The organism is Parafrankia sp. Ea1.12, from assembly GCF_900465275.1.
In the GTDB taxonomy this organism is placed as follows: domain Bacteria; phylum Actinomycetota; class Actinomycetes; order Frankiales; family Frankiaceae; genus Parafrankia; species Parafrankia soli.
In genome coordinates, this window is sequence record NZ_UBIZ01000233.1 from 1 (window position 1) to 22,344 (window position 22,344).

Annotated in this window: 21 protein-coding genes; 14 read left to right on the forward strand and 7 right to left on the reverse strand. The window is 73.2% G+C overall.

Going from position 1 to position 22,344, the window contains the following annotated elements:
* Positions 1-116 precede the first annotated feature (116 nt).
* Positions 117-365 (forward strand): DUF6158 family protein, encoded by a 249-nt coding sequence (locus FMEAI12_RS09160; RefSeq protein WP_071065954.1) that lies wholly within the window; start codon positions 117-119, stop codon positions 363-365.
* A 30-nt stretch (positions 366-395) separates the two neighbouring features.
* Here FMEAI12_RS09160 and FMEAI12_RS09165 read toward each other — a convergent pair whose 3' ends face one another.
* The 4 genes from FMEAI12_RS09165 to FMEAI12_RS09180 form a co-directional block, all read right to left on the reverse strand.
* The gene (locus FMEAI12_RS09165; protein ID WP_112105681.1) at positions 396-1,025 is read right to left on the reverse strand and encodes a phosphoribosyltransferase; all 630 of its coding nucleotides are present in this window, start codon (positions 1,023-1,025) and stop codon (positions 396-398) included.
* Positions 1,026-1,145: 120 nt separating this feature from the next.
* On the reverse strand, positions 1,146-1,673 hold the full coding sequence (locus FMEAI12_RS09170; protein WP_112105703.1) for a DoxX family protein: 528 nt from the start codon (positions 1,671-1,673) through the stop codon (positions 1,146-1,148).
* Positions 1,674-1,912: 239 nt separating this feature from the next.
* Complete coding sequence (locus tag FMEAI12_RS09175; protein WP_235013845.1) at positions 1,913-3,409, reverse strand: CapA family protein; 1,497 nt, start codon at positions 3,407-3,409, stop codon at positions 1,913-1,915.
* A gap of 129 nt (positions 3,410-3,538) precedes the next feature.
* Positions 3,539-3,913, reverse strand: a complete 375-nt coding sequence (locus tag FMEAI12_RS09180) for a MarR family winged helix-turn-helix transcriptional regulator (protein WP_230202790.1) — start codon at positions 3,911-3,913, stop codon at positions 3,539-3,541.
* A gap of 1,095 nt (positions 3,914-5,008) precedes the next feature.
* Here FMEAI12_RS09180 and FMEAI12_RS09185 point away from each other — a divergent pair.
* From FMEAI12_RS09185 to FMEAI12_RS09205, 5 genes are all read left to right on the forward strand, one after another.
* Positions 5,009-5,854 (forward strand): phospholipid-binding protein, encoded by an 846-nt coding sequence (locus FMEAI12_RS09185; RefSeq protein WP_338045502.1) that lies wholly within the window; start codon positions 5,009-5,011, stop codon positions 5,852-5,854.
* A complete protein-coding gene (locus FMEAI12_RS09190) occupies positions 5,851-6,600 on the forward strand; it encodes a metallophosphoesterase (RefSeq protein WP_071065958.1) in 750 nt (249 codons plus the stop codon). Before FMEAI12_RS09185 ends, FMEAI12_RS09190 begins: the two co-directional genes overlap by 4 nt.
* A gap of 86 nt (positions 6,601-6,686) precedes the next feature.
* Positions 6,687-7,112 (forward strand): DUF2795 domain-containing protein, encoded by a 426-nt coding sequence (locus tag FMEAI12_RS09195; RefSeq protein ID WP_071065959.1) that lies wholly within the window; start codon positions 6,687-6,689, stop codon positions 7,110-7,112.
* A 474-nt stretch (positions 7,113-7,586) separates the two neighbouring features.
* Entirely contained in the window at positions 7,587-7,910 is a 324-nt protein-coding gene (locus FMEAI12_RS37945) for a hypothetical protein (protein ID WP_235013846.1), read from the forward strand.
* A gap of 169 nt (positions 7,911-8,079) precedes the next feature.
* Positions 8,080-8,340: a hypothetical protein gene (locus FMEAI12_RS09205; RefSeq protein WP_112105684.1), complete on the forward strand. Its 261-nt coding sequence runs from the start codon at positions 8,080-8,082 to the stop codon at positions 8,338-8,340.
* 170 nt (positions 8,341-8,510) lie between these two features.
* Here FMEAI12_RS09205 and FMEAI12_RS09210 read toward each other — a convergent pair whose 3' ends face one another.
* Complete coding sequence (locus tag FMEAI12_RS09210; RefSeq protein WP_112105685.1) at positions 8,511-8,744, reverse strand: zinc ribbon domain-containing protein; 234 nt, start codon at positions 8,742-8,744, stop codon at positions 8,511-8,513.
* Between the two features lie 79 nt (positions 8,745-8,823).
* Positions 8,824-10,017 carry a thiolase family protein gene (locus tag FMEAI12_RS09215; protein ID WP_112105686.1) on the reverse strand — a complete coding sequence of 398 codons (1,194 nt, stop codon included), beginning with the start codon at positions 10,015-10,017 and terminating at the stop codon, positions 8,824-8,826.
* A gap of 202 nt (positions 10,018-10,219) precedes the next feature.
* On the opposite strand from FMEAI12_RS09215, the gene FMEAI12_RS09220 reads away from it, so the two are divergent.
* The 8 genes from FMEAI12_RS09220 to FMEAI12_RS09255 all read left to right on the forward strand — a co-directional run bounded on the left by FMEAI12_RS09220 (position 10,220) and on the right by FMEAI12_RS09255 (position 21,180).
* A complete protein-coding gene (locus tag FMEAI12_RS09220; RefSeq protein ID WP_112105687.1) occupies positions 10,220-11,419 on the forward strand; it encodes an asparaginase in 1,200 nt (399 codons plus the stop codon).
* Between the two features lie 325 nt (positions 11,420-11,744).
* Positions 11,745-13,145 carry a CoA transferase gene (locus tag FMEAI12_RS09225; protein ID WP_112105688.1) on the forward strand — a complete coding sequence of 467 codons (1,401 nt, stop codon included), beginning with the start codon at positions 11,745-11,747 and terminating at the stop codon, positions 13,143-13,145.
* A 220-nt stretch (positions 13,146-13,365) separates the two neighbouring features.
* Positions 13,366-14,538, forward strand: a complete 1,173-nt coding sequence (locus FMEAI12_RS09230; protein WP_112105689.1) for a branched-chain amino acid ABC transporter substrate-binding protein — start codon at positions 13,366-13,368, stop codon at positions 14,536-14,538.
* Positions 14,539-14,707: 169 nt separating this feature from the next.
* A complete protein-coding gene (locus FMEAI12_RS09235; protein ID WP_112105690.1) occupies positions 14,708-16,453 on the forward strand; it encodes a class I adenylate-forming enzyme family protein in 1,746 nt (581 codons plus the stop codon).
* Positions 16,454-16,501: 48 nt separating this feature from the next.
* Entirely contained in the window at positions 16,502-17,266 is a 765-nt protein-coding gene (locus FMEAI12_RS09240; protein ID WP_020463881.1) for an SDR family oxidoreductase, read from the forward strand.
* A gap of 194 nt (positions 17,267-17,460) precedes the next feature.
* Entirely contained in the window at positions 17,461-18,132 is a 672-nt protein-coding gene (locus FMEAI12_RS09245) for a triacylglycerol lipase (protein WP_071065968.1), read from the forward strand.
* 202 nt (positions 18,133-18,334) lie between these two features.
* Positions 18,335-20,248, forward strand: a complete 1,914-nt coding sequence (locus tag FMEAI12_RS09250) for an ATP-dependent DNA helicase RecQ (protein WP_112105691.1) — start codon at positions 18,335-18,337, stop codon at positions 20,246-20,248.
* Positions 20,249-20,388: 140 nt separating this feature from the next.
* The gene (locus tag FMEAI12_RS09255) at positions 20,389-21,180 is read left to right on the forward strand and encodes an SDR family oxidoreductase (RefSeq protein WP_112105692.1); all 792 of its coding nucleotides are present in this window, start codon (positions 20,389-20,391) and stop codon (positions 21,178-21,180) included.
* On the opposite strand, the gene FMEAI12_RS09260 is transcribed toward FMEAI12_RS09255, so the two are convergent.
* Positions 21,143-22,204 carry an LLM class flavin-dependent oxidoreductase gene (locus FMEAI12_RS09260; RefSeq protein ID WP_165938511.1) on the reverse strand — a complete coding sequence of 354 codons (1,062 nt, stop codon included), beginning with the start codon at positions 22,202-22,204 and terminating at the stop codon, positions 21,143-21,145. The two genes, FMEAI12_RS09255 and FMEAI12_RS09260, sit on opposite strands and share 38 nt — an antisense overlap.
* Positions 22,205-22,344 lie beyond the last annotated feature (140 nt).

A 22,344-nucleotide genomic window follows, 5' to 3' on the forward strand; every position in this document is an offset into this window, starting at 1 on the left:
GCCCGATCCCGTCCCACCGGTGCCGGGGCCGGACCTGTTGCCCGGTGGTGCCCCGGCGTGAGCGCGAAGCGCATCGGGGGAGTGGGAGAGGCGTCCGCACGGGGTAGTGGTCCTTCATGACCCACCGCCCCGAGGGAATTCCCGCGCCCGAACTCTCCGACTCCGACCTCGTCCGTGAAGTACGGCATCTGCACCTGACCAGGCACGACACGTTCCTGGCCGGGAGCGAGGACGCATTCGAGACCCACACCCAGCGGATGCTGGAACTGGAGCGCGAGTACCTGCGCCGGTTCCCCGACGCGGGCAGCCCGGACCCGCGGCGGACGCGGGCCGGCCGCCGCCGCGCCGCGGGCGTCGCGGGTTAGTACCGCGACCACCGCCGCGATCCGGAGGCGTCACACGGGGGAGAGGAGCCCGCGGACCTCGTCGTCCGTGGTGGCGCCGAAGTCGCGGTAGTACGGGCCGACGGCCATGAAGCCGTCGGGGACGGCCAGGCAGACGAGGGCGTCGACCTCTGGCCGCAGGGTCTGCGCCCCCTGACCCGAGGCGACCGGTACGGCGGCGGTCACCCGCGCCGCGCCGGCCGAGCGCATCGCCCGCACGGCCGCGACCATGGTCGCGCCGGTCGCGAGGCCGTCGTCGACGACGATCACCTCGCGGCCGGCGACCGCGGGTGGCGGCCGGTCACCGCGGTACGCGTGCTCGCGGCGCGCGAGCTCGTGCCCCTCGCTGTCCGCGATGGCGTCGACGACGTCGGGGGCCAGCCCGAGCCGGAGCACCGCGGGCTCGTTCACGATGCGGATCCCGCCGCTCGCGATCGCCCCGATGGCGTACTCGGGCTGGCCGGGCGCGCCGAGCTTGCGCACGGTCAGCGCGTCCAGTTCGGCGCCGAGCCGGCTCGCGACCTCGGCGGCGACCGGCACGCCGCCCCGGGGCAGGCCCAGGACGAGTACGCCCGCGGCGGAGCCGGCGAGCCGGTCCGCCAGCAGCGCGCCGGCCTCGCGCCGGTCGGCGAACAGGTACACGGGGGTGGGCCTACCCCGCCGTGCCCGCCATGACCCGGGTGGTGCGATCCGTCGTCCGGTCCGTGGCGCGGCCCGCTCGGCGGCCGCGGCTCGGGTGGTCGCGGGTCAGGCGGTCGCGGGTCAGGACGCCGGCGTCGTGGATGCCGGCTTGTTCGGGCGCCACGAGGTCACAAGGAGGCCAACCGAGCCGCCGACTCCCAGCACGAGGGCGATGATCGCGCCCACCCAGCCGTTGAGGTCGTCGTCGATCCCGATCGCGTGGTCGAGCGAGGCCTTGCCCGGGCCGAGGATGGCGATTCCCAGGCACAGGACCGCGATCATGAGCACGTACTCGTAGCCCTGGCCCGGCTTGAAGATGAAGAAGCCGTTCTTGCGGTGCGCGGTGATCCCGGCGACCACCATCGTCCCCATGATCGCACCGGCGCTGAACGAGTTCAGGAAGCCGAAGGCGAGCCCGAAGCCGGCCGCGATCTCCACCAGGCCGGACGTCCAGGCATGCACGATGCCGGGCCGCAGGCCCATGCTCGAGAACCAGCCCGCGGTGCCCTGGATCCCGCCGGGCCCGAAGACGTGGTTGTAGCCGTGGGCGACCAGCGTGAGGCCGACGATGATTCTGAATATGAGCGCCGCGGTGTCGGGCGAGGTCACGGGTACTGCCTCCCAGGAGGGGACCGGCCGGTCCGGACCGGTTCGGACCATCGGGTGTAGGTGATCGGTTGTGGGTGCCCGGCTTCGGGTGCCTGTGGAACCGGCGCCGTCGTGGGTCGGGTGGACGATGAGATCAGACGGTAGCGGTACTGCGGTCCAGATTCGACAGCTTGGAGGCCAAAGTAACTGCTCACTCCGATGTCGGGCCGGATGCGGAGGAAGTCGATCGGCACCGGGCGTCAGGCACCGGCCCCGGGCTGGCGCGGCACCCGTTCCGGACGGACCCCGTCGACCTGTCCCAGCGAGGTCAGCGCGGCCACGGTGCGCAGCCAGGACACCGTCAGTTCGGCCCGTGCCGCCTCGGACGTGCCCGGGTCGTCGAGGGCGTCCGCTACCGGGCGGACGACGCCGTCCGGCCCCGTCCAGGTCGGGCTGTAGGTGAGACCGACGACCACCCAGCCGAGCGCCGTGCGCCGTACCCGGGCGTGCAGGAGCGCGCCGTCCCGCTCCCGGTCCCGCCCGGCGGCGTCCACGCCCGGTTCGGCGCCTGCTTCCCTGCCAGGGCCGCCGCCGGGGACGCCACCGGCACCGCCGCTGGGGCCGCCCGCTGCCGGGACGGTGATCGAGCCCGTCCCGTAGGCGACGTACTTGCCGTCGACGCGTTCGACCGGCCGCACCGTGCCGGTGCCGGTGCCCACGACCAGGTCAACGAGTGGGGAGTGGAGCAGCTCGCGCGCGGTCATCCGCTGCCGCTGCGTCGGCGCCGTTTCCGTCGGCGCGCTCCGCGCGGATTCGGCCTGGTCGGGGGCCCAGGACAGCGCGACCACGACGAGGTCGGCGCCGGCCTGGCGGGCGCGGGCGGCGTCCCGCAGGATCCGCGCCGGGTCCAGCTCGTTGACCGTCCAGCCGGGCGGGTCCGCTCCGGGTGAGCCGGGAGCGGGGTCGGTGCCGGCGTCCTCGGTGTAGGACAGCAGCGAGATCTGCCCGCCGCGCACGGGCAGCAGCGACAGGGTGGCGGCGTCCAGCGGCTCGCGGGCCGTGCCGCTGTGGTCGATCGCCGCGCCGTCGAGGGCGTCCAGCAGGCCGCGCACCCCGGCACCGCCCAGCCGGGCCGCCCGGCCGGACGCGGTGGCGCACGCGCCGAAGCCCACCCGCCGCAGGGCCTCGGCGATGACCTCCGGGTGGGCGGTGGGAGCCGGCCCGCGGCAGATCGCGAGGTCGGCGGAGGACAACAGGCTGCCGAGCGGTGCCAGCGCCGCGCGGGCGCTGGACGGGCCGAGGACCAGGTCGCCGCTGAAGGTCAGGGTGAGCTCGGTCGTGTCCCCGGCATCGGACGGGCTGCCGGCCCGCGGTGGCCACACCGGCCCCGGCCGCTGACCGGCCGCAGCGCCCCAGGGGGGCTGTTCCGCCTCTTCCGCCGTGGCGTCCCGCGTGGGTGGTCCCCCGGCGCTGCCCGCGGGCGGCGGGCCACCGGCCCGGCCAGCGCCGAGGGTCAGGACGTGCCGGGTCAGGACATCGGAGAAGAGCCCGAGGCCCAGCGCCGCCATCGCCAGAACGCAGACCGCCGCCACCAGGAGCCGCGCCTGCGGCGGGTCGTGCCGCGCCGGCGGCGGGTCGTTGTGACCCGCCGCCGGCGGTGACTCGTGGCGTTCCGCGGCTCCCGCCGGCCCGGAACGGCCCGCCGGGCGAGGCGGGCCGCGGCGCGGGCCGCGTGCGGAGCGTCTGCGGGACATCATTCCCATCGCCTGGGCCTGATCGGAGGGGTGGACCCCTCTCAACCTAGGTGATGGGTGTTGGCCTCACTACTTTTAGTAGCTGGATCCGGTGCTGATCGGATCTTGTCGGTGGTGAGGCCGATCCTGCCGTCAGACGGCGGCGTTCCCCTCGGCCGCCGAGATCGCCGGCACGGACTCGACGATCCGCGTCAGCATGGAGAGCAGGGCGGTGCGTTCGTCCGCCGAGAGCGGGGAGAGCAGGAGGTCGTTCATCCGCTCCACCCGCCCAGCGACGTGGCTGTGCGTCGATTCGCCGCGCTGCGTGAGCCGCAGTACGTTGCGGCGGCCGTCACGGGGATCGCGCACGCGGCGGATCAGCCCCCGCTGCACCAGTCGCGCGACCACGTCGGCGACGGTGGAGCGGTCCAGCGACGCCCGTTCGCCCAGCGTGCGCTGGTCGATGTCGGGGTCGGCGAGCAGGCTGTTGAGAACCACGAACTGTGGCGGGGTTGTCTCGGTGGACACAGTGGCGGTCCACAGTTGATATGTGACCTGCTGCAGACGGCGGGCAAGCTGTCCGGGGTGTGTCGACAGGTCTGCTACGGGCCGCGCGCGGCCGGGGTCGGTCTCCTCGGCCGGCCGTCTCGGTCCCGGGTATCGCTGGTTCACGGCGTCCTCACCGGTTTCGATGGTCACATGCTCGGTTCGTGCGGGCGGGGTCAGGGCTTCGTTCCATTCCGGGCTGGAGGGCGGGGACGTTCGAGCGCGCGACGGCAGGGCTTCGCGTTGGTCATCATCTCGCATCTCTACGCCCGTTGCCGGCAAGCCGGAGGAATCGAGCCAGGACGACCCCCCGGAACGGGTAACTCATCCGGCATGCGTCAAAACATCACTACTCGCCGAAAGATATCCGCCGGCCGGTCATCGGTCGCCGCGCCGCGTGTCTCTCGTGGTGTCCCTGGGGTCTCACCGCCCGCGTCGACCGCGCCGTCGCACGGGCCGAGCTATGCCGGATGGACAGTTTCCACTGGCCCGACAGTGTCATCGCCGACAGCTCGGCGTAGCCCGTCAGGGCCGTTGCCGAAGCGCGGGACCAGCGGCTTCAAAGCACGCTCCGGCGCAGCGCGGCGGCGTGTGGCGACTGCGGGAGTGCATATGTCCGCGGGACCTATGTCGGGAAATGTCGTCGGCGGCTACCGGATGGTGCGTACACTCCTCGCTCTGAGGGATGCGTACGTCACGCCCGTCCCGCGCGGGAACAACAAGGCGCACTTCTTCGTCTCGGCCGTGAACAACGGCCCGGACGCGGGCGCCGGAGTGCCTTCCGACCGGCGTTCCGCGGAAGCGGTAGGCGGTGGAACGGCGTCGGCCGTGTGCAGTTGCCGCCGCCGGAAGACCGTGTGCGTACGTGTCGTGAACACGACATGGGGCCGGCTCTGTCACTGAGGTGCTGCCGCGCTGTTGTGTCCGAATTGGCGGTGATGCGCCCGCGCGCCGCCCGATGCGGGGGGTCCCGGCACCGGATGCGGCCTTCGGGGAGTCAGGACGATCGGCGCGGGTACCCCGATGGTCATGGATGATGCGCCCCGCGGTCTGCGGGAAAGTCTCAAACGTGTCGCCGTGACGCTGAAAGAGGCGGAGATCCCCTTCGCGCTCGGCGGCAGTTACGCGTGCTGGGCCCGCGGCGGGCCGGAGCCCGTGCACGACGTGGACTTCATGCTCCGCGAGGCGGACGTCCCGCGTGCCGTGGAGGTTCTCTGCGCCGGTGGGCTGCGCCCGGTGGACCCGCCCGAGGACTGGCTGACCAAGGTCTTCGACGGTGACGTCCTGGTCGACCTGATCCATCACCCGGTCGGGCGGGCGGTCACCGACGAGATGCTGGCCCGCTCGAGCGAGATGTCCGTCGACTCGGTCCGGATGCCCGTCCTCGACGCCACCGACTGGTTCGAGATGACCCTGCTCGCCCTCGACGAGCGGTACTGCGACCTCGGTCGCGTGATCCCCATGATCCGCGCGATGCGCGAGCAGGTCGACTGGGAGCAGGTTCGCCGGGCCACCGCCGAGTCGCCGTTCGCCGAGGCCGCGCTGCTGGTCGCCACCCGGCTGAAGCTGATCCCACCGCACGTCGTCACCCCGCCGCGCGCCGCACGCGCCGTGGATGCCGTGGACGGGGTGGGTGCCGTGGGCGCCGCCGCGCCGGTCGCCGTCCTGGACGTCACCGAGCCGGCGGAGTACCTGGCCGGTGACCTGCACGAGCGCCTGGCGGAGGATCCGCGGGTCGCCGAGCTCGGCCTGGACGTCGCCGTCGGCCCGGAGGGGATCACCGTGCGCGGGGAGGTGGCCACCGAGGCCCGCCGCCGCGCGGTCGACGCGGTGCTGGCCGACGCCGTGCCCGGCCGGCCCGTCCGCAACGACGTCGTCGTGTCGAAGCGCGATTCACCATCGACGATGGAGAGTGTGTCGTGATCCGGATCGCCGCGGTCGGGGACATCCACCTGGGCACCGACTCGCGTGGGTCCTTCGCGCCCTGCCTGGCCGGGATCGGCGACCTGGCCGACGTCCTCCTCGTCGCCGGTGACCTGACCCAGCACGGACGGGTGTCCGAGGCCGAGGTCGCCGCGGGCGAGCTCGCGACGTCGGAGATCCCGGTGATCGCCGTCCTCGGCAACCACGACCACCACAGCGATCAGGCCGACGAGGTGGCCGCCGTACTGGGGCAGGCCGGTGTCGAGGTGCTCGAGGGCTCCGTGGCGCTGGTTCGGGCCGGCGGGTGCTGCCTCGGCGTCGCCGGGGTCAAGGGCTTCGGTGGAGGCTTCGCGGGCGCCAGCGGCAGCGACTTCGGGGAGCCGCAGATGAAGGCGTTCGTCCGGCACACCAAGGAGGTGAGCGCGGGTCTGCGAGCCGCCCTGGAGGGCCTGGAGTGCGACGTGCGGGTAGCTCTCACTCATTACGCGCCCGTCCCCGACACCCTCGCGGGCGAGCGGCCGGAGATCTTCCCCTTCCTCGGCAGCTACCACCTGGCGGAGGCGGTGGACGCCGGCGGCGCCCAGCTGGCACTGCACGGGCACGCCCACGGGGGGACGGAGAAGGGACGGACGGCCGGTGGTGTCCCGGTGCGCAACGTGGCCCGTCCGGTGATCGGGAAGGCGTTCGCGCTGTACGAGGTGAGCGCCCGGCTCGACCCGGCCGCGGCGGTTCCGGCCTCCGTCTAGGCACCTTCCCTCGCGTTTCGGGTACTAGGGGCCTGAGGGCTTCACGAGGAACGCGACGAAGGCATCACGAGGAAAGAGGACGCCGCATGTCGATGGATCGTGGCAGCGCCAAGCACGGGCCCAAGCGCGACGAGCTGATGGCCCACGAGGTCGCGGGCATCGTCCGCGCGCGCAGGGACACCCGAGCAGAGGAATGGAGGTCACCGGAACCGCCTGGCGAGGACGCCCCCGCGCTCGCCTCCCGCCCGGACAGCGCCGGCGTCCTCGGCAGTGCTCCGCCCGGGATGACGACGGTGGACGTCGAGGAACGTTCGGAGCTGGCCCGCTGGCTCGGGCGTGCGGTCTTCCCCGCCGAGCGGAACGAGGTGATGGACCACCTGCGCCACCAGCACGCGCCGGACCGGGTGGTCGACGAGGTCCGCGCGGCGCCCGAGGGGGTCCAGTTCACCTCGCTGGGCCAGCTCTGGCGCGCGTTGCGCGACGACGCACACGTCGAGTCGCACCGGTACTGAGCCCGCGCCGGACGGGGCACGCGGGCGAGCCGCGGGTGCGGGGCGCTGGTGCCGTAAACCGGGAACCGGGGTGAGGAACGTCGCGGGTGAGGGGGCACATCGGTGGGCGAGGCAGGCATGACGCTCCGGAGCACGGGCACAGACGCTGGCATGGATGGTCCTGTCCTGGAACGACGCTCCCGCCAGCGGCGCCGGCCCTTCGGCGGCCCGCAGGTACCCAGCCCGATCGGCGTGCGCCCCGACCCCGTCGACGCGGAGGGCGCGCGTGCGCCCGCACCGGCCCGTCAGGCTCCGGCTCGCCCCGCTTCGGCTGGTGGGGCACCGGTCCGTCAGGCACCGGCCCGACAAGCTTCGGCTCGCCCGGTCACGGCTCGCCCGGTCACGGCTGGCGCGGCTTCGGCTCGCCGGGTTTCGGGTCGCCCGGCTCCGGCCCGGTCCGCGGCCGCGCGGCGCGGGAACGGGGTGTCCGGGTGGGTGGGCGCGCATCCGGTCGCCTTCGGGCTTGTCGGCGCGGGTGTTCTGCTCGTCGCCTCGGCACTGGTCGGCGCGCTGGACCTGTTCGCGGTGGGGGCCGTCTTCGGATTCTGGACGCTGATCGCCGCGACGGGGCTGGTGCTCGGCCGTCCAGGCGTCGACTGGCGGGTCCCGACCGAGGAGATCCGGGCCGGTGCCCGCCGCGCCGCCGCCGTCGGCCGACGGGAGGCCGCCCGGGCAGCCCGCGGGCTGGCACGGACGGGCGGTACGACAGCCCGCCGCGTCCAGCGCCGGGCACGGCGCGACCGGCCGGCCGGCGACTAGTGGGCCGCTGGCGGCTGGTCGGCGACCAGTGGCGAGCCGGTGACCAGCCGCCAGCGGCTGGCCATGGCCCACTCACCGGCGGGGCTGTTAATTACTTTCCGTAGTTGGGATGGCGCGCAAACCGTCATGCCAAGGCGTGCCGGACCGCAGAGGTGGGTAGGGGACAGCCATGGCTGGGACCTTGGGCGGTGTGTGCGGGCCGGGATCCTCCGACCTGCTGGCAACATTGGCGGACGGCCTCGACGAGCGGGAGCGCGACGAGACCCTGCAGATCATCACCAGGCGGCTCAACGCTGAGCGCGCGGCCGCCGTCGGTGGTCAACGCGACCGCCAGGTGGATGTCGGCACCCGTAGCCGAGCCGCACGCACGCGCCGCGGCCCGCAGCCCGCCGTCCGCACGACCCGCCCGCGCGACGACGCTCATCCTTAGCCGGGACGGCGCTCACCCCTGGCGTGAGCGCCACCCACGGCCCTTCCAGCACAACCGTGGCGGCTGAGTGAGTCCATGAACACTCTCAGCCGCCACACATTGTTTCGGTCGGCCCGATCGGGGCCTGGCTCGCCTGCCGGGCCCCGATCCTGCTTGCGGTGGTGTGGCTGTCAGCCGCAGCAGCCGCCGCCGCAGCATGCGCCTCCGCCTCCGCCTCCGGTGGCCGGCGCCGTGGCCATCGCGGGCGCGGATGCGCCGCGGCTCACCGCGACCGCGGAGAAGACCCGTGAAGTCTCGGCGTGGCCGGCAGGGCAGGGCGCCGGTGCGGTCGTGTCACTGTTCATTCCGCGGCGGACCTCGAAGGACGCGTCGCAGACACGGCATCGGTACTCGTATGCGGGCACCGGCCAAGGATAGGCCGGCGATCGGCCGCGGCGCCGGCCGATCGCCCACCCGGAGCGTGCACCTGTCCGGGGTGCCTGATCAGAGGCGCTCGATGATGGTCGCGTTCGCGAGGCCGCCCGCCTCGCACATCGTCTGCAGCCCGAACCGGCCGCCGGTCTGGTGCAGCGCGTGCACGAGGGTCGTCATGATCCGGGCGCCGCTGGCGCCGAGCGGGTGGCCGAGCGCGATCGCGCCGCCCCGGGCGTTGACCTTCTCCGCCGGTGCGCCGATCTCGGCGCGCCAGTCCAGCACGACCGCGGCGAAGGCCTCGTTCACCTCGAACAGGTCGATGTCGTCCAGGCTCAGGCCCGAGCGCTCCAGCACCCGGCGGGTGGCGGGGATGACGCCGCGCAGCATCAGGAACGGGTCGTCGCCGACGACGGCGAAGCTGTGCAGCCGGGCGAGCGGGCGCAGCCCCAGTTCGCGGGCCCGCTCCGAGGTGGTGATCAGCAGCGCGGCGGAGCCGTCGCTGATCTGCGAGGCGTTGCCGGCCGTCACGTTCCAGCCGATCTCCGGGAAACGCGCGGCGGTGGCCTCGTCGTAGAAGGCCGGGCGCAGACCCGCGAGGGCCTGCGTGCTCGATGCCGGGCGGATGCCCTCGTCGGCGGAGAACTCGACGACCGACCCGTCCGGCCCGGTGACCTTCACCGGCGCGATCTCCGGGGTGAACAGGCCGTCCCGGGCCGCGGCGGCGGCGCGCTGGTGGCTGGCGAGGGCGAACTCGTCCATCTCGGCACGGCCGAGGCCCCGCCGCGCGCCGATCAGCTCGGCGCTGATGCCCTGCGAGATCAGCCCGTCCGGGTAGCGGGCGTTGATCCGGGTGCCGTGGCTGTCTCCGGGGAGCGTCGCGGAGCCCATCGGGACCCGCCCCATCGACTCGACACCGCAGGCCAGAACCATGTCGTAGGCGCCGGCGATGACGCCCTGCGCGGCGAAGTGGACGGCCTGCTGGGACGAGCCGCACTGGCGGTCGACGGTGGTCCCGGGCACCGACTCGGGCAGTCCGGCGGCCAGGGTCGCCCAGCGGGCGATGTTCGCGGCCTGCTCCCCGCTCTGGGTCACGCAGCCGGCGATGACGTCGTCGATCAGCGCCGGATCGACGCCGGACCGCTCGACGGCCGCGGAGATGCTGTGCGCCAGCAGGTCGATGGGGTGGACGGGGGCGAGGCTGCCGCTGGCGCGTCCCCGCCCGATCGGGGACCGCACCGCTTCGACGACGACGGCGTCACGCATCGGAGGCTCCTTCTCCAGGAGTGAGTTCGAAAACCAAACTCACTGGTGTTCCCAGTGTGCGCGTAGTTAGTTGGAAAAGGCAACTGATGGAGCTGTGACCGCCGGCCGGGTGGATCGCTCGGGTGCGGGTCCCGGGCGGCGGCGGGGAGCGCGCATACCCTGATGTGCATGACGGATTCGCGATCATGAACGATTTCGGATCATGAGCGAGTCCGGGGGAGGCGTGGCCCCGCCGGTGGTCGCGTGGATCGAGCGCGCCACCGCCACCGACCGCGACACCGACACCGCCACCGGGATGACCACGGTTCTGGTCGAGAGCCGGATCAGGGGGACCGTCGTCGGGCTGGACCCGGCCGGCGCGGTGGTGCTGTCGGTCGGCGACCCGACCGCGGTGATCTCCCCGCGGTCCACGGTGAAGCCGATGCAGGCCGTCGGGATGCTGCTCGCCGGGCTCGACGCGGCGTTCGGCTCCGGTGCCGGCGCCGCTTCCCGCCCTGCCGCCGTTTCCGGTGCGGGCGATCCCGCCTCCGGCGTCGGCGATCCCGACTGCGGCGATCCCGACTGCGGGGCCGCCTCCGAGTGGGGCGGCGGAATCCCGTCCGAGCTGCTGGCGATCGTGTCCTCCTCGCACAGCGGTGAGCCCGAGCAGCTGGCGGCCGTGCGGGCCGTGCTCGCGGCGGCCGGGCGCGGCGAGGACGCCCTGGCCTGCCCCGCCGACCTCCCCATCGGGCGGCTCGCCCACGAGCGGCACCTGGCAGCCGGCGGCGGGCCCGAACGGCTGTTGATGAACTGCTCCGGCAAGCACGCCGGGATGATCGCCACCTGCGTCGCGGCCGGGTGGCCGGTGGCCGGCTACACCGACCCGGCGCATCCGCTGCAGCGCCGGATCCGGGCCGTGATCGAGGAGCTCACCGGTGCCACGATCACGGCCACCGCGGTGGACGGCTGCGGTGCTCCGCTGTTCGGTATCCCGCTGCTCGGCCTCGCCCGCGGGATGCGCGAGATCGCGCTCGCCGCCGCCGGCCCGCGCTCGCCTCGGCAGCGCGTCGCGGCGGCGATGCGGGCCTTCCCGGCCCTCGTCGGCGGTCCGGGGCGACCGGACACGGAGCTGATGCTCGCCGCCCCGTGGATCATCGCGAAGGACGGCGCCGAGGGGGTCACCGTCGCGGCGACGGCGGCGGGGTACGCGGTGGCGGTCAAGATCGAGGACGGCTCCCAGCGCGCGGCTATGCCGGTCCTGGTCACCGCGCTGCGCCGCATCGGCGCGCTCGACCCCACCCCGGGCCCGGGCGCCGCCGTGGGCCTGGACGCCGGCAGGCTCGACGCCCTGGCCGCTCCCGCGGTGCTCGGTGGCGGGATGCCGGTCGGTCGGCTGCGCCCGTTCCTGCCGTCCGCCTCCTGAGGCGTTCGGCCGTCCGGCTTGCCGGCCCCGGTCCCGTCGGGGCCCGGCCGTGGTGGTTCAGTGAATGCCGGTGAGCGCGGGCCGGTGAGCGGGTTCCGGGCTTCCGGTCGCGGTGCCCGTCCGGTGTCCGGGGGTTGGTGGGCACTTGGTCGGGTGGTTTGACGTGCCTGAAAGCGGTGTCGCGTGCACGTGATGGCGTGGGTGTGCAATGCTGTCCGTCACATAAGCCTCACTCTGGGACATGGTCTGGGGGCGGGAGTAGCCCGGACGGTTCGTCCGGTGACACATCAGGCGACACGCGTGATCCGCTTTACAGGATGGGGATATGTCCGACAACTCGATGATCGCCGCCCAGGTCGCGACGCTCGTCGACGAACCGGGAGTCACCGAACGCCTGACCGTGACCGGCCCCCCGGACGTCCTGCCGAGCCTTTACCGGGTGACAACCATTGCGACGGCCAGCGTCGCCGCCGCGTCCGTCGGCGCGGGCCGGTTACTGGCCGCGCGCAACGGGAGCCCGTCCCAGCCGGCGGTCACCGTTGACACCCGGCACGCCAGCGCGGCCTTCCGTAGCGAGCGGTACCTGCGGCTCGACGGACGTCCGCTGCCCAACCCCTGGGACCCGATCTCGGGCCACTACCGGACGGCCGACGACCGGTGGATCCAGCTGCACTGCAACTTCCCGCATCATCGCAACGGCATTCTGGAACTGCTCGACACGCCGAACGACCGGGCGGCGGTCGGGCGGTCGGTGGCCCGTTTCGAGGCCGAGTCCCTCGAGCTCGAGCTCCAGGCGATGGGGATGTGCGCCACGATGGCGCGCGACGAGGACGAGTGGCGGGCGCACCGGCAGGCCAAGGCCGTCGCCGAGCTGCCCGTGCTGGAGACCGAGCGGATCGGGGACGCCCCCGCGCTGCGGCCCGAGCCGGCGGACCTGCCGGCCGAGGGCATCCGCGTGGTGGACATGACGCGGGTCATCGCCGGCCCGGTCTGCGGGCGGACGCTGGCCGCCCACGGCGCCGAGGTGTTGCGGGTCGGCGCCGCGCATCTGCCGGAGGTCCGGTCGGCGCTGATGGACACCGGGTTCGGCAAGCGCAACACCTTTCTGAACCTGCGCGTCGCCGCGGACGCCCGCCGACTGCAGGAGCTCGTCTCGACGGCGGACGTCGTGCTCCAGGCGTACCGCCCGCGCGCCCTGGACAGGCTGGGCTTCGGTCCGGACGCGCTGGCGCGCCTGCGCCCGGGGATCGTCGTCGCGACGATCAGCGCCTACGGCCGGAGCGGGCCGTGGAGCGGCCTGCGGGGCTTTGACAGCCTGGTCCAGACGGCGTCGGGCATCTCGTGGGCGGAGGCCGAGGCCAGTGGGGAGGAGGAGCCCCGTCCGCTGCCCGCCCAGGCTCTCGACCACGCGACCGGGTATCTGGCGGCGCACGGCGTGCTGTCGGCGCTGGCCCGGCGCGCGGTGGAGGGCGGCAGCTGGCAGGTGCGGGTCTCGCTGGCCCAGACCGGCCGGTGGTTGCAGAGCCTCGGCCACCATGACACCCTCGCAGCCCCGGACCCGACCCGGGCCGACGCGGAGGAGTTCTGCCGGCGCCTGCGCAGCGAGTTCGGGGAGCTCTCCTACGTGGCCCCACCGGGAACGGTCGACGGCCGGGCACCGGCCTGGACGATGGCGCCCGCCTCGCTGGGCACCAGCCCTCCCGGCTGGGAGCCCCGCCCGGCCTGACCGCCCGGCCCGGGCGTGGGGCCCGGGCGTGCGGCCCGATCGGGCCGTTCGTGCCATGTAGCAGGTCGACGTCGCGTAGGACTGGGTCTGCGACATCTCGGCGGCGGGTGGGACGGGCTCCGTGGACTCCGGGCCGCAGCCGGACCTCCCCCTCGGCTCGCCGTCGAGAATCAGGTGCCGGACTGCCCGCGGGCGGCGGTGAAACCGGAGGAGAGACAGCATGATCAGGCGACCGGCCCTGGGTGCGATCGTCGCCGCCGCCATGACGGTGATGATCGTCGCGGCCTGCAGCGGTGACGGTGTCTCCTCGTCCGGTGACCGCCGCCGGACAGTCACCATCGGGTTCCAGGGCGTGCTGTCGGGCGACGACGAGCAGCTGGGCGTCAACGCCCTCTACGGGGTGCGCACGGCGATCGAGGAGATCAACGCGGACGCCAGCCTGCCGTTCCGGGTCGAGCTCGTCTCCTCCGACGACGGCGGGTCACCCGAGCGGGCGCCGGCCGCCGCGCGCAGGCTCATCGACGACTCCGACGCGGTGGCCGTCATCGGCCCGATGCTCTCGGACGCGACGGAGGCCAGCGAGCCGTTCTACAGCGAGGCCGGCCTGCTCTCGGTCAGCCCGTCCGCCACCGCCCCGGCGCTCACCGACCTCGGCTTCACCACCTTCTACCGGGTCGTCGCCCCCGACTCCGTGCAGGGCCGGGCCGCGGCCGACTACATCTCCACCGTCCTCGACGCGGGGAAGGTGTACTCGGTCGACGACCGCAGCGAGTACGGCATCGGCCTGTCCACCGCGCTGGAGGCGGAGCTGTTCTCCGACGGCGTCGACGTCGTCCACGGCGGCGTCGACCCGGCCCGGGACTACACCCGCGAGGCAGCGAAGATCATCGTCGAGGCGCCGGACGTACTCTTCTACTCCGGTCAGTACGCCGACTTCGCGCTGCTCAACAAGGCGCTCGAGGACGGTGGCTTCACGGGCACCGTCATGGGCGGGGACGCGACCCGCGACCCGGACTTCGTCACGCGGACGGGCGCGGCTGCCGCCGAGGGCGCCTACTTCTCGTGCGCCTGCAGCGACGTCGACACCGACCCGGCGGCGAAGGAGTTCGTGGCCTCCTACAAGGACGTCAACGGCGGGGCGTTGCCCGGGACCTACTCGGGGGAGGCCTACGACGCCACCTGGGCCGTCGTCGACGTCCTGAAGCGGCTCGGGAATGACATCAGCCGGGAGTCCGTCGCGCGGGCCTTCCGCACCGTCAGCTGGGACGGCCTCACCAGGAAGATCGAGTTCGAGGAGAACGGCGAGCTCAAGCGCTCGACCGTCTACCTGTACAAGGTGCAGGACGGCGAGATCACGGACCTCGGACGGATCTCGGACCTGATCGGCTCCTGACACTCGCCCGTCGGCGGTGCTCGTGTTTCGGTGCGTGGTCTCGTCTGGCCTAGTCGCTGTTGGCGAGGGACGATGTGCTCTCCGTGTCGCGTCCCGCGGAGAGAGGGCAGGCCGCCGAATGACCGTGTCAGCCGGATGACGGTGTCCACCGAATGATCGTTCCTACCGAATGATCGCGTCCACGCCCACGGCGGTGCCCTCGGGCACGAGCCTCGGCCGGCTGGCCGAGCTGTCCATCGAGCGGACCGGCGGCACCGGTCCGCTGATCTTCGAGGAGCAGCGCTGGACGGCCGCGCAGCTCGCGGCCCGGGCCCGGCGCCTGGCCGGCGGGCTGCGCGCGGCCGGGCTCGCGCCGGGGGACAGGGTCGCGGTCTGCATGGCGAACTGTCCCGAGGTCGGCATCACCTACCAGGCGGCCTGGTGGGCCGGCGCGGCCGTCACGCCGGTGCTGTTCCTGCTCGGGGAGACGGACCTGCGTCACGTGCTGGCCGACAGCGCCGCCTCGTTCGTCGTGACCACCCCGGACTTCCTGGACAAGGTCCGCGCGGCGGCCCGGGGCCTGCCCGCGCTGCGTGCCGTCGTGCTGGCCGAGCAGGCCGAACCCGCGCCCGCCGACCGCGCCGGGCCACCGGTGCTGCTGTTCGCCGAGCTGGAGTCCCCGGCCGAGTCCGACCTGGTGGACGTCGACCCGTCCGGTATGGCCGCGCTGCTCTACACCGGGGGGACGACGGGGCGCGCCCGGGGCGTGGTGCTCTCCCATGACAACGTCTCGGCGGCCGCGTGGGCGGTGCACTCGATGCGGCTGGGCGAGGGCCTGCCCGGCCTGCTGCCCCTGCCGATGTCGCATGTCTACGGGATGACCGTGAGCGTCATGGCCACCTACGCCGAGACGCCGGCGACGGCTGTCCTGATGCGCTGGTTCGAGCCCGTCCGGTTCCTGGAGCTGGTGGTGGAGCACCAGGTGGCGCAGACGGCGATCGTCCCCGCCATGGCCCGGATGATCCTGGACCAGGATCTCGACGGCTACGACCTGTCGGCGCTGCGCCAGGTGGTCTCCGGGAGCTCGGCGCTGCCGCGCGAGGTGGCCGACGAATGGGCGCGCCGGCTGCCCGGGGTCGAGCTCGTGGAGGGCTACGGCTGCACCGAGGCGTCGGCGATCGTCACGGTGATGCCACCGGGGCGGACCCGGCTGGGCAGCGTCGGCCGCCCGGCACCCGGCGTCGAGCTCCGGATCGAGGCCCTGAACGCCACCGACGGCGACCATGATGGCCCGCCCGGGGGAGCGGGTGGTTCGCCGGTCGGGGAGATCTGCGTGCGCGGACCGGGCGTCATGCTGGGCTACTGGCGTGATCCCGCGGCGACCGCGCAGGCGGTCCGCGCCGGATGGCTGCACACCGGCGACGTCGGCCACCTTGACCGGGACGGCTTCCTGTACCTCGTCGACCGGATGAAGGATCTGATCATCCGCGGCGGGTTCAACATCTACCCGCGGGACGTCGAGGACGCGCTGCGGGAGCACCCGGACGTCGCCGAGGTGGCCGTGGTGGGCCGCCCCGACCGCCGGCTCGGCGAGGAGATCGTCGCGTTCGTCCAGCTCGGCCCGGGCGCGGACGTCTCGGCGGAGGCACTTGTCCGGTTCGGGCGGGAGCGGCTCGGGCCGCTACGGTACCCGCGTGAGGTGCGGATCGTCCCGGCGATCCCGCTCACCAGCATGCTCAAGACAGACCGGGCGGCCCTGCGGACGATGCTCACGCCGTCAATTCCGCCGGCTCCGTCACCGGCTGCATCTCCGGCGGCTCCGCTGGAGCCGTCAGCGCACGGCTCGTCACCCTCGTCGCCCCTGTCGCCAGGGGATTCCGACTCCGTCGCGTGGCACGGCGGGCCTGTTGGACCAGCGTCGCGAGTTTCGTCGTAGGGTGAGGTTGGCTGAACCTTCCACTAACGTAAGGGTTGTTCGTCTCCCATGGTGCGGTTGCCGCTCAACGGAGTTTTCTCGCCCCCGGGTCGCCTGACGGGCCGGGCGGCCGTGGTGACCGGTGCCTCCAGCGGCATCGGTCACGCGATCGCGCTCGACCTCGCCGCCGCCGGGGCATCCGTCCTGGCCACGGGGCGGGACGGCGCGGCATTGTCCCAACTCGCGCGCACGGCCGCCGCCGGCCGGGTCGACCTGCGCGTCTTCGCCACCGAGATCACCGACGCCGACGGCCGGGAGCGGCTCGTCGAGACGGCCCGGGCGGAGCTCGGGGAGATCTCCGTGCTGGTCCACTCGGCCGGTGTCTACCACAGTGGTCCGATGACGATGGCGAGTCTCGCCGACCTTGACGATCAGTACGCGGTCAACCTGCGGGCCCCGTATGCGCTGACCCAGCTGCTGCTACCCGATCTCACTCGCACGCTGGGCGACATCATCTTCGTCAACTCCACCCAGGGCCTGTCGGCGAGCCCGGAGGTCGGCCAGTACGCCGCGACGAAGCACGCGCTGCGCGCGATCGCGGACAGCCTGCGCGGCGAGCTGGGGCCGAAGGGGCCGCGGGTCTGCACCATCCTGCCTGGTCGGACGGCCACCGCGATGCAACGGAAGATCTTCGAGACGGAGGGTCGGGACTGGGATCCCGAGGCCCTCATGCAGCCCGAGGACGTCGCGGCGATGGTGCTCTCGGTCGTGGAGCTGCCGCGTCGCGTCGAGGTGACCGACATCGTGATGCGACCGGCCCAAAAGGTCTCCTGATTCGGCGAGAGCATATTGTTCTCCGGGTTCGGTGCGAATTACGCGGGAATTCCACGAGGATTTCCGCGGCGGTGCCGCCTCAACGGCTGGTTGGCCGTGACGGCAACCGTTGGTGAACGTCCCACGGATTCAAAGGGAGCTCCCCGCGGGGGTGCGAGGCTTGCTGCGCTGACCCCGCAACGACAGGAGTTCCCATGTCCAGAGCGGCCAGGATCCTTGGCGCTCTCGCGGTCGCCGCCGCAGCTTTGCTGGGCACGTCGACCGCCGCCTCCGCGGCGACACATGAACCCGTCATCTTCGTCTACGGATTCAACGGATCGACATCCACCTGGACCGACATGGTCGCCGACTTCCAGGCCAACGGCTGGTCCTCGTCCGACCTGGTCGTGTTCACCTACGATTCGCACCAGTCGAACGTGACGACCGCGAACCAGCTGGCCGCCACAATCTCCTCCGTGCGCAGCGCGACCGGCGCGGCCAAGGTGGACCTCGTCACCCACTCCATGGGGGCGCTGTCCTCGCGCTATTACCTCAAGAACCTCGGCGGGACGTCCGTCGTCGACGACTTCGTGTCGCTGGGTGGCCCGAACCACGGGACCAGCACCGCGACCCTGTGCGGATGGCTCTACACGGCCTGCTCGGAGATGAGCCCTGGCTCGTCCTTCCTGAACACCCTGAACTCCGGTGACGAGACGCCGGGCGCGGTCAACTACCGTACGTGGTGGTCGTCCTGCGACGACGTCATCAATCCGGATTCCAGCGTCGCCCTCTCGGGTGCCACGAACACCGCCGCCGGCTGCCTCGGCCATTCCGAGCTGCACGACGACAACACCGTGGCCAGTCAGGTCAGAGCCTTCATCGGCTGAGCCGGGCTGAGCCGCCGAGCGGGCGGCTCACGAGCGATCCTGGTCCGGTGTGTGCGAACGTCCCGGGAACGGGTACTCCGAGCGCACCATGAATGGTCACGATCCGGCACGCACCCGGTTGGCGGGCTGGTTGCGCCGTCTGCCGCTGCAACGCCGCAACCGCGATAGCCCCGCCCCGCCTCCCACGCCACCGCCTCCTCCCATGCCTGAGGAGGCGGTGGCGGCCGAGGCGGTGGTGGCGGACACCGCCCGCCCCGATCCGCCGCGGGACGACGAGGAACACCACGAACACCACGAACACCACGAGGAACACGAGGAACACGCAGAGGAACACACAGAGCTGGACGACCTGCTGCGGGCGGTGGCCCGGGAGGGCTTCGGGTTCGCCGAGCTGCGCCCCGGCCAGCTCGAGGCGATGCGGGCCGTCACCGCCGGCCGGGACACGCTGTGCGTCCTGCCGACCGGGGGTGGCAAGTCGGCCGTTTACCAGATTCCGGCCCTGCTCACCGCGGGGCCGACCGTGGTCGTCTCGCCGCTCATCGCGCTGCAGCGTGACCAGGTGCGCGGGCTCACCGAACGCCTGGGCGGCCTGCTGGACGCGGTGCCCGCCGGCCCCGGGACCGCCGCCAGACCCGACGCCGGCCAGTCCGGTGCCGGTCAGCCTGACGCTGACGCGCCCGCGGTGGCGGCGAACTCGCAGAGCGGGCGCGGCGCGGCGCTCGCGGCGATCGACGCCGTCCGCCACGGCCGGGCCGAGTTCCTGTTCCTTGCTCCTGAGCAGCTCGCCCGCGACGACGTCCGGGAGGCGCTTCGCGAGGCGCGGCCCTCCCTGTTCGTCGTGGACGAGGCACACTGCATCTCCAGCTGGGGCCACGACTTCCGCCCCGACTACGCCCGCCTGGGCCAGGTGATCGACGACCTCGGCCATCCGGTGGTCGTCGCGCTGACGGCCACCGCGTCGCCGCCGGTGCGCCGGGAGATAGCCGAGCGCCTGCGGCTCGAGGATCCGGCGGAGATCGTCCGCGGCTTCGACCGCCCGGAGATCACCCTGAGTGTCGAGTCGTTCGTCGACGACGACGAGAAGAAGGCCCGGCTGGTCGAGCGGATCGCCGCCGAGACCAAGCCCGGCCTGGTCTACACGGCGACCCGGCGTGGCGCCGAGGATCTCGCCGCCGAGCTCGCGGACCTCGGGCTCACCGCGAGCGCGTACCACGCCGGGCTACGCGCGGCGCGCCGCCGTGAGGTCGAGGAGGACTTCATGGCCGACCGGTGCGACGTCGTCGTGGCGACGACCGCGTTCGGCATGGGCATCGACAAGCCCAACGTCAGGTTCGTGATCCACGCCGAGGTGGCCGACTCGATCGACTCCTACTACCAGGAGATCGGGCGCGCCGGCCGCGACGGCCAGCCGGCGGTCGCGGTCCTGTTCTACCGGCCCGAGGACCTGGGCCTGCGTCGCTTCTTCGCCTCGTCACGCCCGGACGAGACCGCCCTGCGCCGCGTCGCCGTGCTGCTCGGCCACGCCGAGGAACCGGTGAGCGCGCGCGCCCTGGCCGACGCCGCCGGGGTCGGCGACACCGCGCTGACCCGCATGGTGGACCTGCTCGAACGGGCCGACGCGGTCACCGTCCACGACGACGGCCGCATCGAGCGCAGTGCCGGTGCGCCGGAGCCCGAGCAGGCCGCGCGCCGTGCCGTCGAACTGGCCGCGGCACGGGTCGAGTTCGAGCGGTCGCGGGTCGACATGATGCGCGGGTACGCGGAGACCCGCGACTGCCGGCGGCGTTACCTGCTCGCCTACTTCGGCGACACGTCCCCCGCGGCCTGCGGGAACTGTGACGTGTGCCGGTCCCGTCTGCCCGGGCAGCGGGTGCCGGGCGGCGAGGGCGGGGCCGCGGCCGCCGCCGGTTCCCCGGCGCCGGTGGGCGACAACGAGGCCACGGCGGAGGTCTCGCCGTTTCCGGCCGGGCTGGCCGTCCGCCATGTGCGGTGGGGGCCCGGCCAGGTGATGAAGGAGGACGGCGACCGCATCACCGTCCTGTTCGACGAGGTCGGATACCGCACGCTGTCGGTGGCGGCGGTGACCGAGCGGGGCCTGCTGGCCGTCGCCGACTAGCCCCGCTGTAACGTCACCGCCGGCCCGCGCTGGCCGGTCGTTTCGTCAGCGACCGCGGTGCCCCGCACCGTCGAGGTCAGGCGCGGCCAGTCCGTCCCCGCACGTCGCCGATTGCCGCCGACCTGAGGAGCACCGCTTTCGTGACCGACTTCCGGAACCGGACCGCACTGGTCACGGGGGCCTCGTCGGGGATCGGGGCCGCGTTCGCCGAGGCGCTCGCGGCACGCGGGGCCGATCTCGTGCTCGCCGCGCCGTCCGAGGAGAAACTGCGGCCGGTGGGCGAGCGACTGCGCGCGCTGCACGGGGTGCGGGTGTGGACGGTCCCGGTCGACCTCGCCCGGGAGGACGGCCCGGACCTGCTCGTCGAACAGGTCCGGGCGACCGGGCGCGAGATCGACGTCCTGGTGAACAACGCCGGGTTCGGCACCTACGGCCGGTACGAGGAGCTGCCCGCCGACCGTGACCACCGCGAGGTCATGGTGGACGTCGTCGCGGTCGAACGGGTGACGCACCTGCTCCTGCCGGCGATGGTCGAACGGGGGCGGGGCACCGTCGTCAACGTGTCGTCGACGTCGGGGTTCCAGGCCGTCCCGTACATGGCTGTGTACGGGGCGTCGAAGGCCTTCGTGTTGTCCTTCTCGATCGCGCTGTGGGCGGAGTACCGGTCGCGCGGAATCCGGGTGCTGGCGGTGTGCCCGGGGCCGACCGACACGAACTTCTTCGAGGTCCTCGGCCGGCGGATGAGCGCCGGTGGACGGCTGCGCACCACCGACGAGGTCGTCTCGGCCGCCTTCCGCGGCCTCGACCGCGGCCTGCCCTACGTGATCGACGGCCGGCTGAACTACCTGACCTCGAACGCGTCCCGCCTGCTGGGCAGGGGGCTGGTCGCGGGGATCACCGCCCGGACGCTCCGGCCGCGCGGGCACGGGTGACCTGCTCGCCGTCCTGCTCCGCCAGCGCCAGCCGGGCGACCAGCTCGTAGGAGCGGATCCGGTCGGCGTTCGAGTGCACGTTCGTGACAATCATGAGCTCGTCGGCCTCGGTCGCCTCGAGCAGGGCGTTCAGACCGTCCCGCACGGTCTCCGGGCCGCCCACGATGTGCGAGGACGTCGCCGCCTCCGCCACATCGCGCTCCTGCGGCGTCCAGGGGTGGGCGGCGGCCTCCTCGGGCGTGGGGAAGGCGCCGGGCCGTCCCATCCGCAGGCGCAGCATCGTCAGGCGGGTGGGCCCGGCGAGCCACTGGGCCCGCTCGTCGTCCTCGGCGCACAGGACACCGGCGGCGACCATCGCGTACGGGCGCTCCCGCCCGGGCGACGGCCGGAACGAGTCGCGGTACAGCCGCAGCGCGGGCAGCGTGCCGGCGGAGCTGAAATGGTGCGCGAACGCGAACGGCAGGCCGAGGATTCCGGCGACCTGGGCGCTGTAGCCGCTCGAGCCGAGCAGCCAGATCGGCGGTGTCTCCGCCCGCGGGTACGCCTCCACACCGCGCAGTGGGTGCCCACCGGGGAACGACCCACCGGAGAGGAAGGTCGTCAGCTCGGCGAGCTGGTCGGGGAAGTCGTCCGCGGACATCGACCCCGGGCCGCGGCGCAGGGCACGCGCGGTGTTCTGGTCGGTGCCGGGCGCACGGCCGATGCCGAGGTCGATGCGGCCGGGGAAGAACGCGCCCAGGGTCCCGAACTGCTCGGCGATCGTGAGCGGGGCATGGTTGGGCAGCATCACCCCACCCGAGCCAACCCTGATGGTGGACGTCGCCGCGGCCACCTGGCCCATCAGGATGGTCGTCGCGGAACTGGCGATGCCCGGCATGCCGTGGTGCTCGGCCAGCCAGTAGCGGGTGAAGCCGAGATCCTCGGCCCGCCGGGCCAGCTCAAGGCTGCCCCGCACGGCCTCGCCGGCGGAGACACCCGTGCCCACCGGCACCAGGTCGAGGACGGACAGCGGCACCGGTCTCATCAGGCTCACCCTTGCGCCAACCGCCCCACCGGTGCCCGTCTTCCCACCAGGGCTCCGCTTTCCCCGTCGGGCTCGGCTCTCCCCATCAGGGCTCGGCCGGCGACGGCGCCGTTGGCGCCGAAGTGCCTGGACGGCCCGCC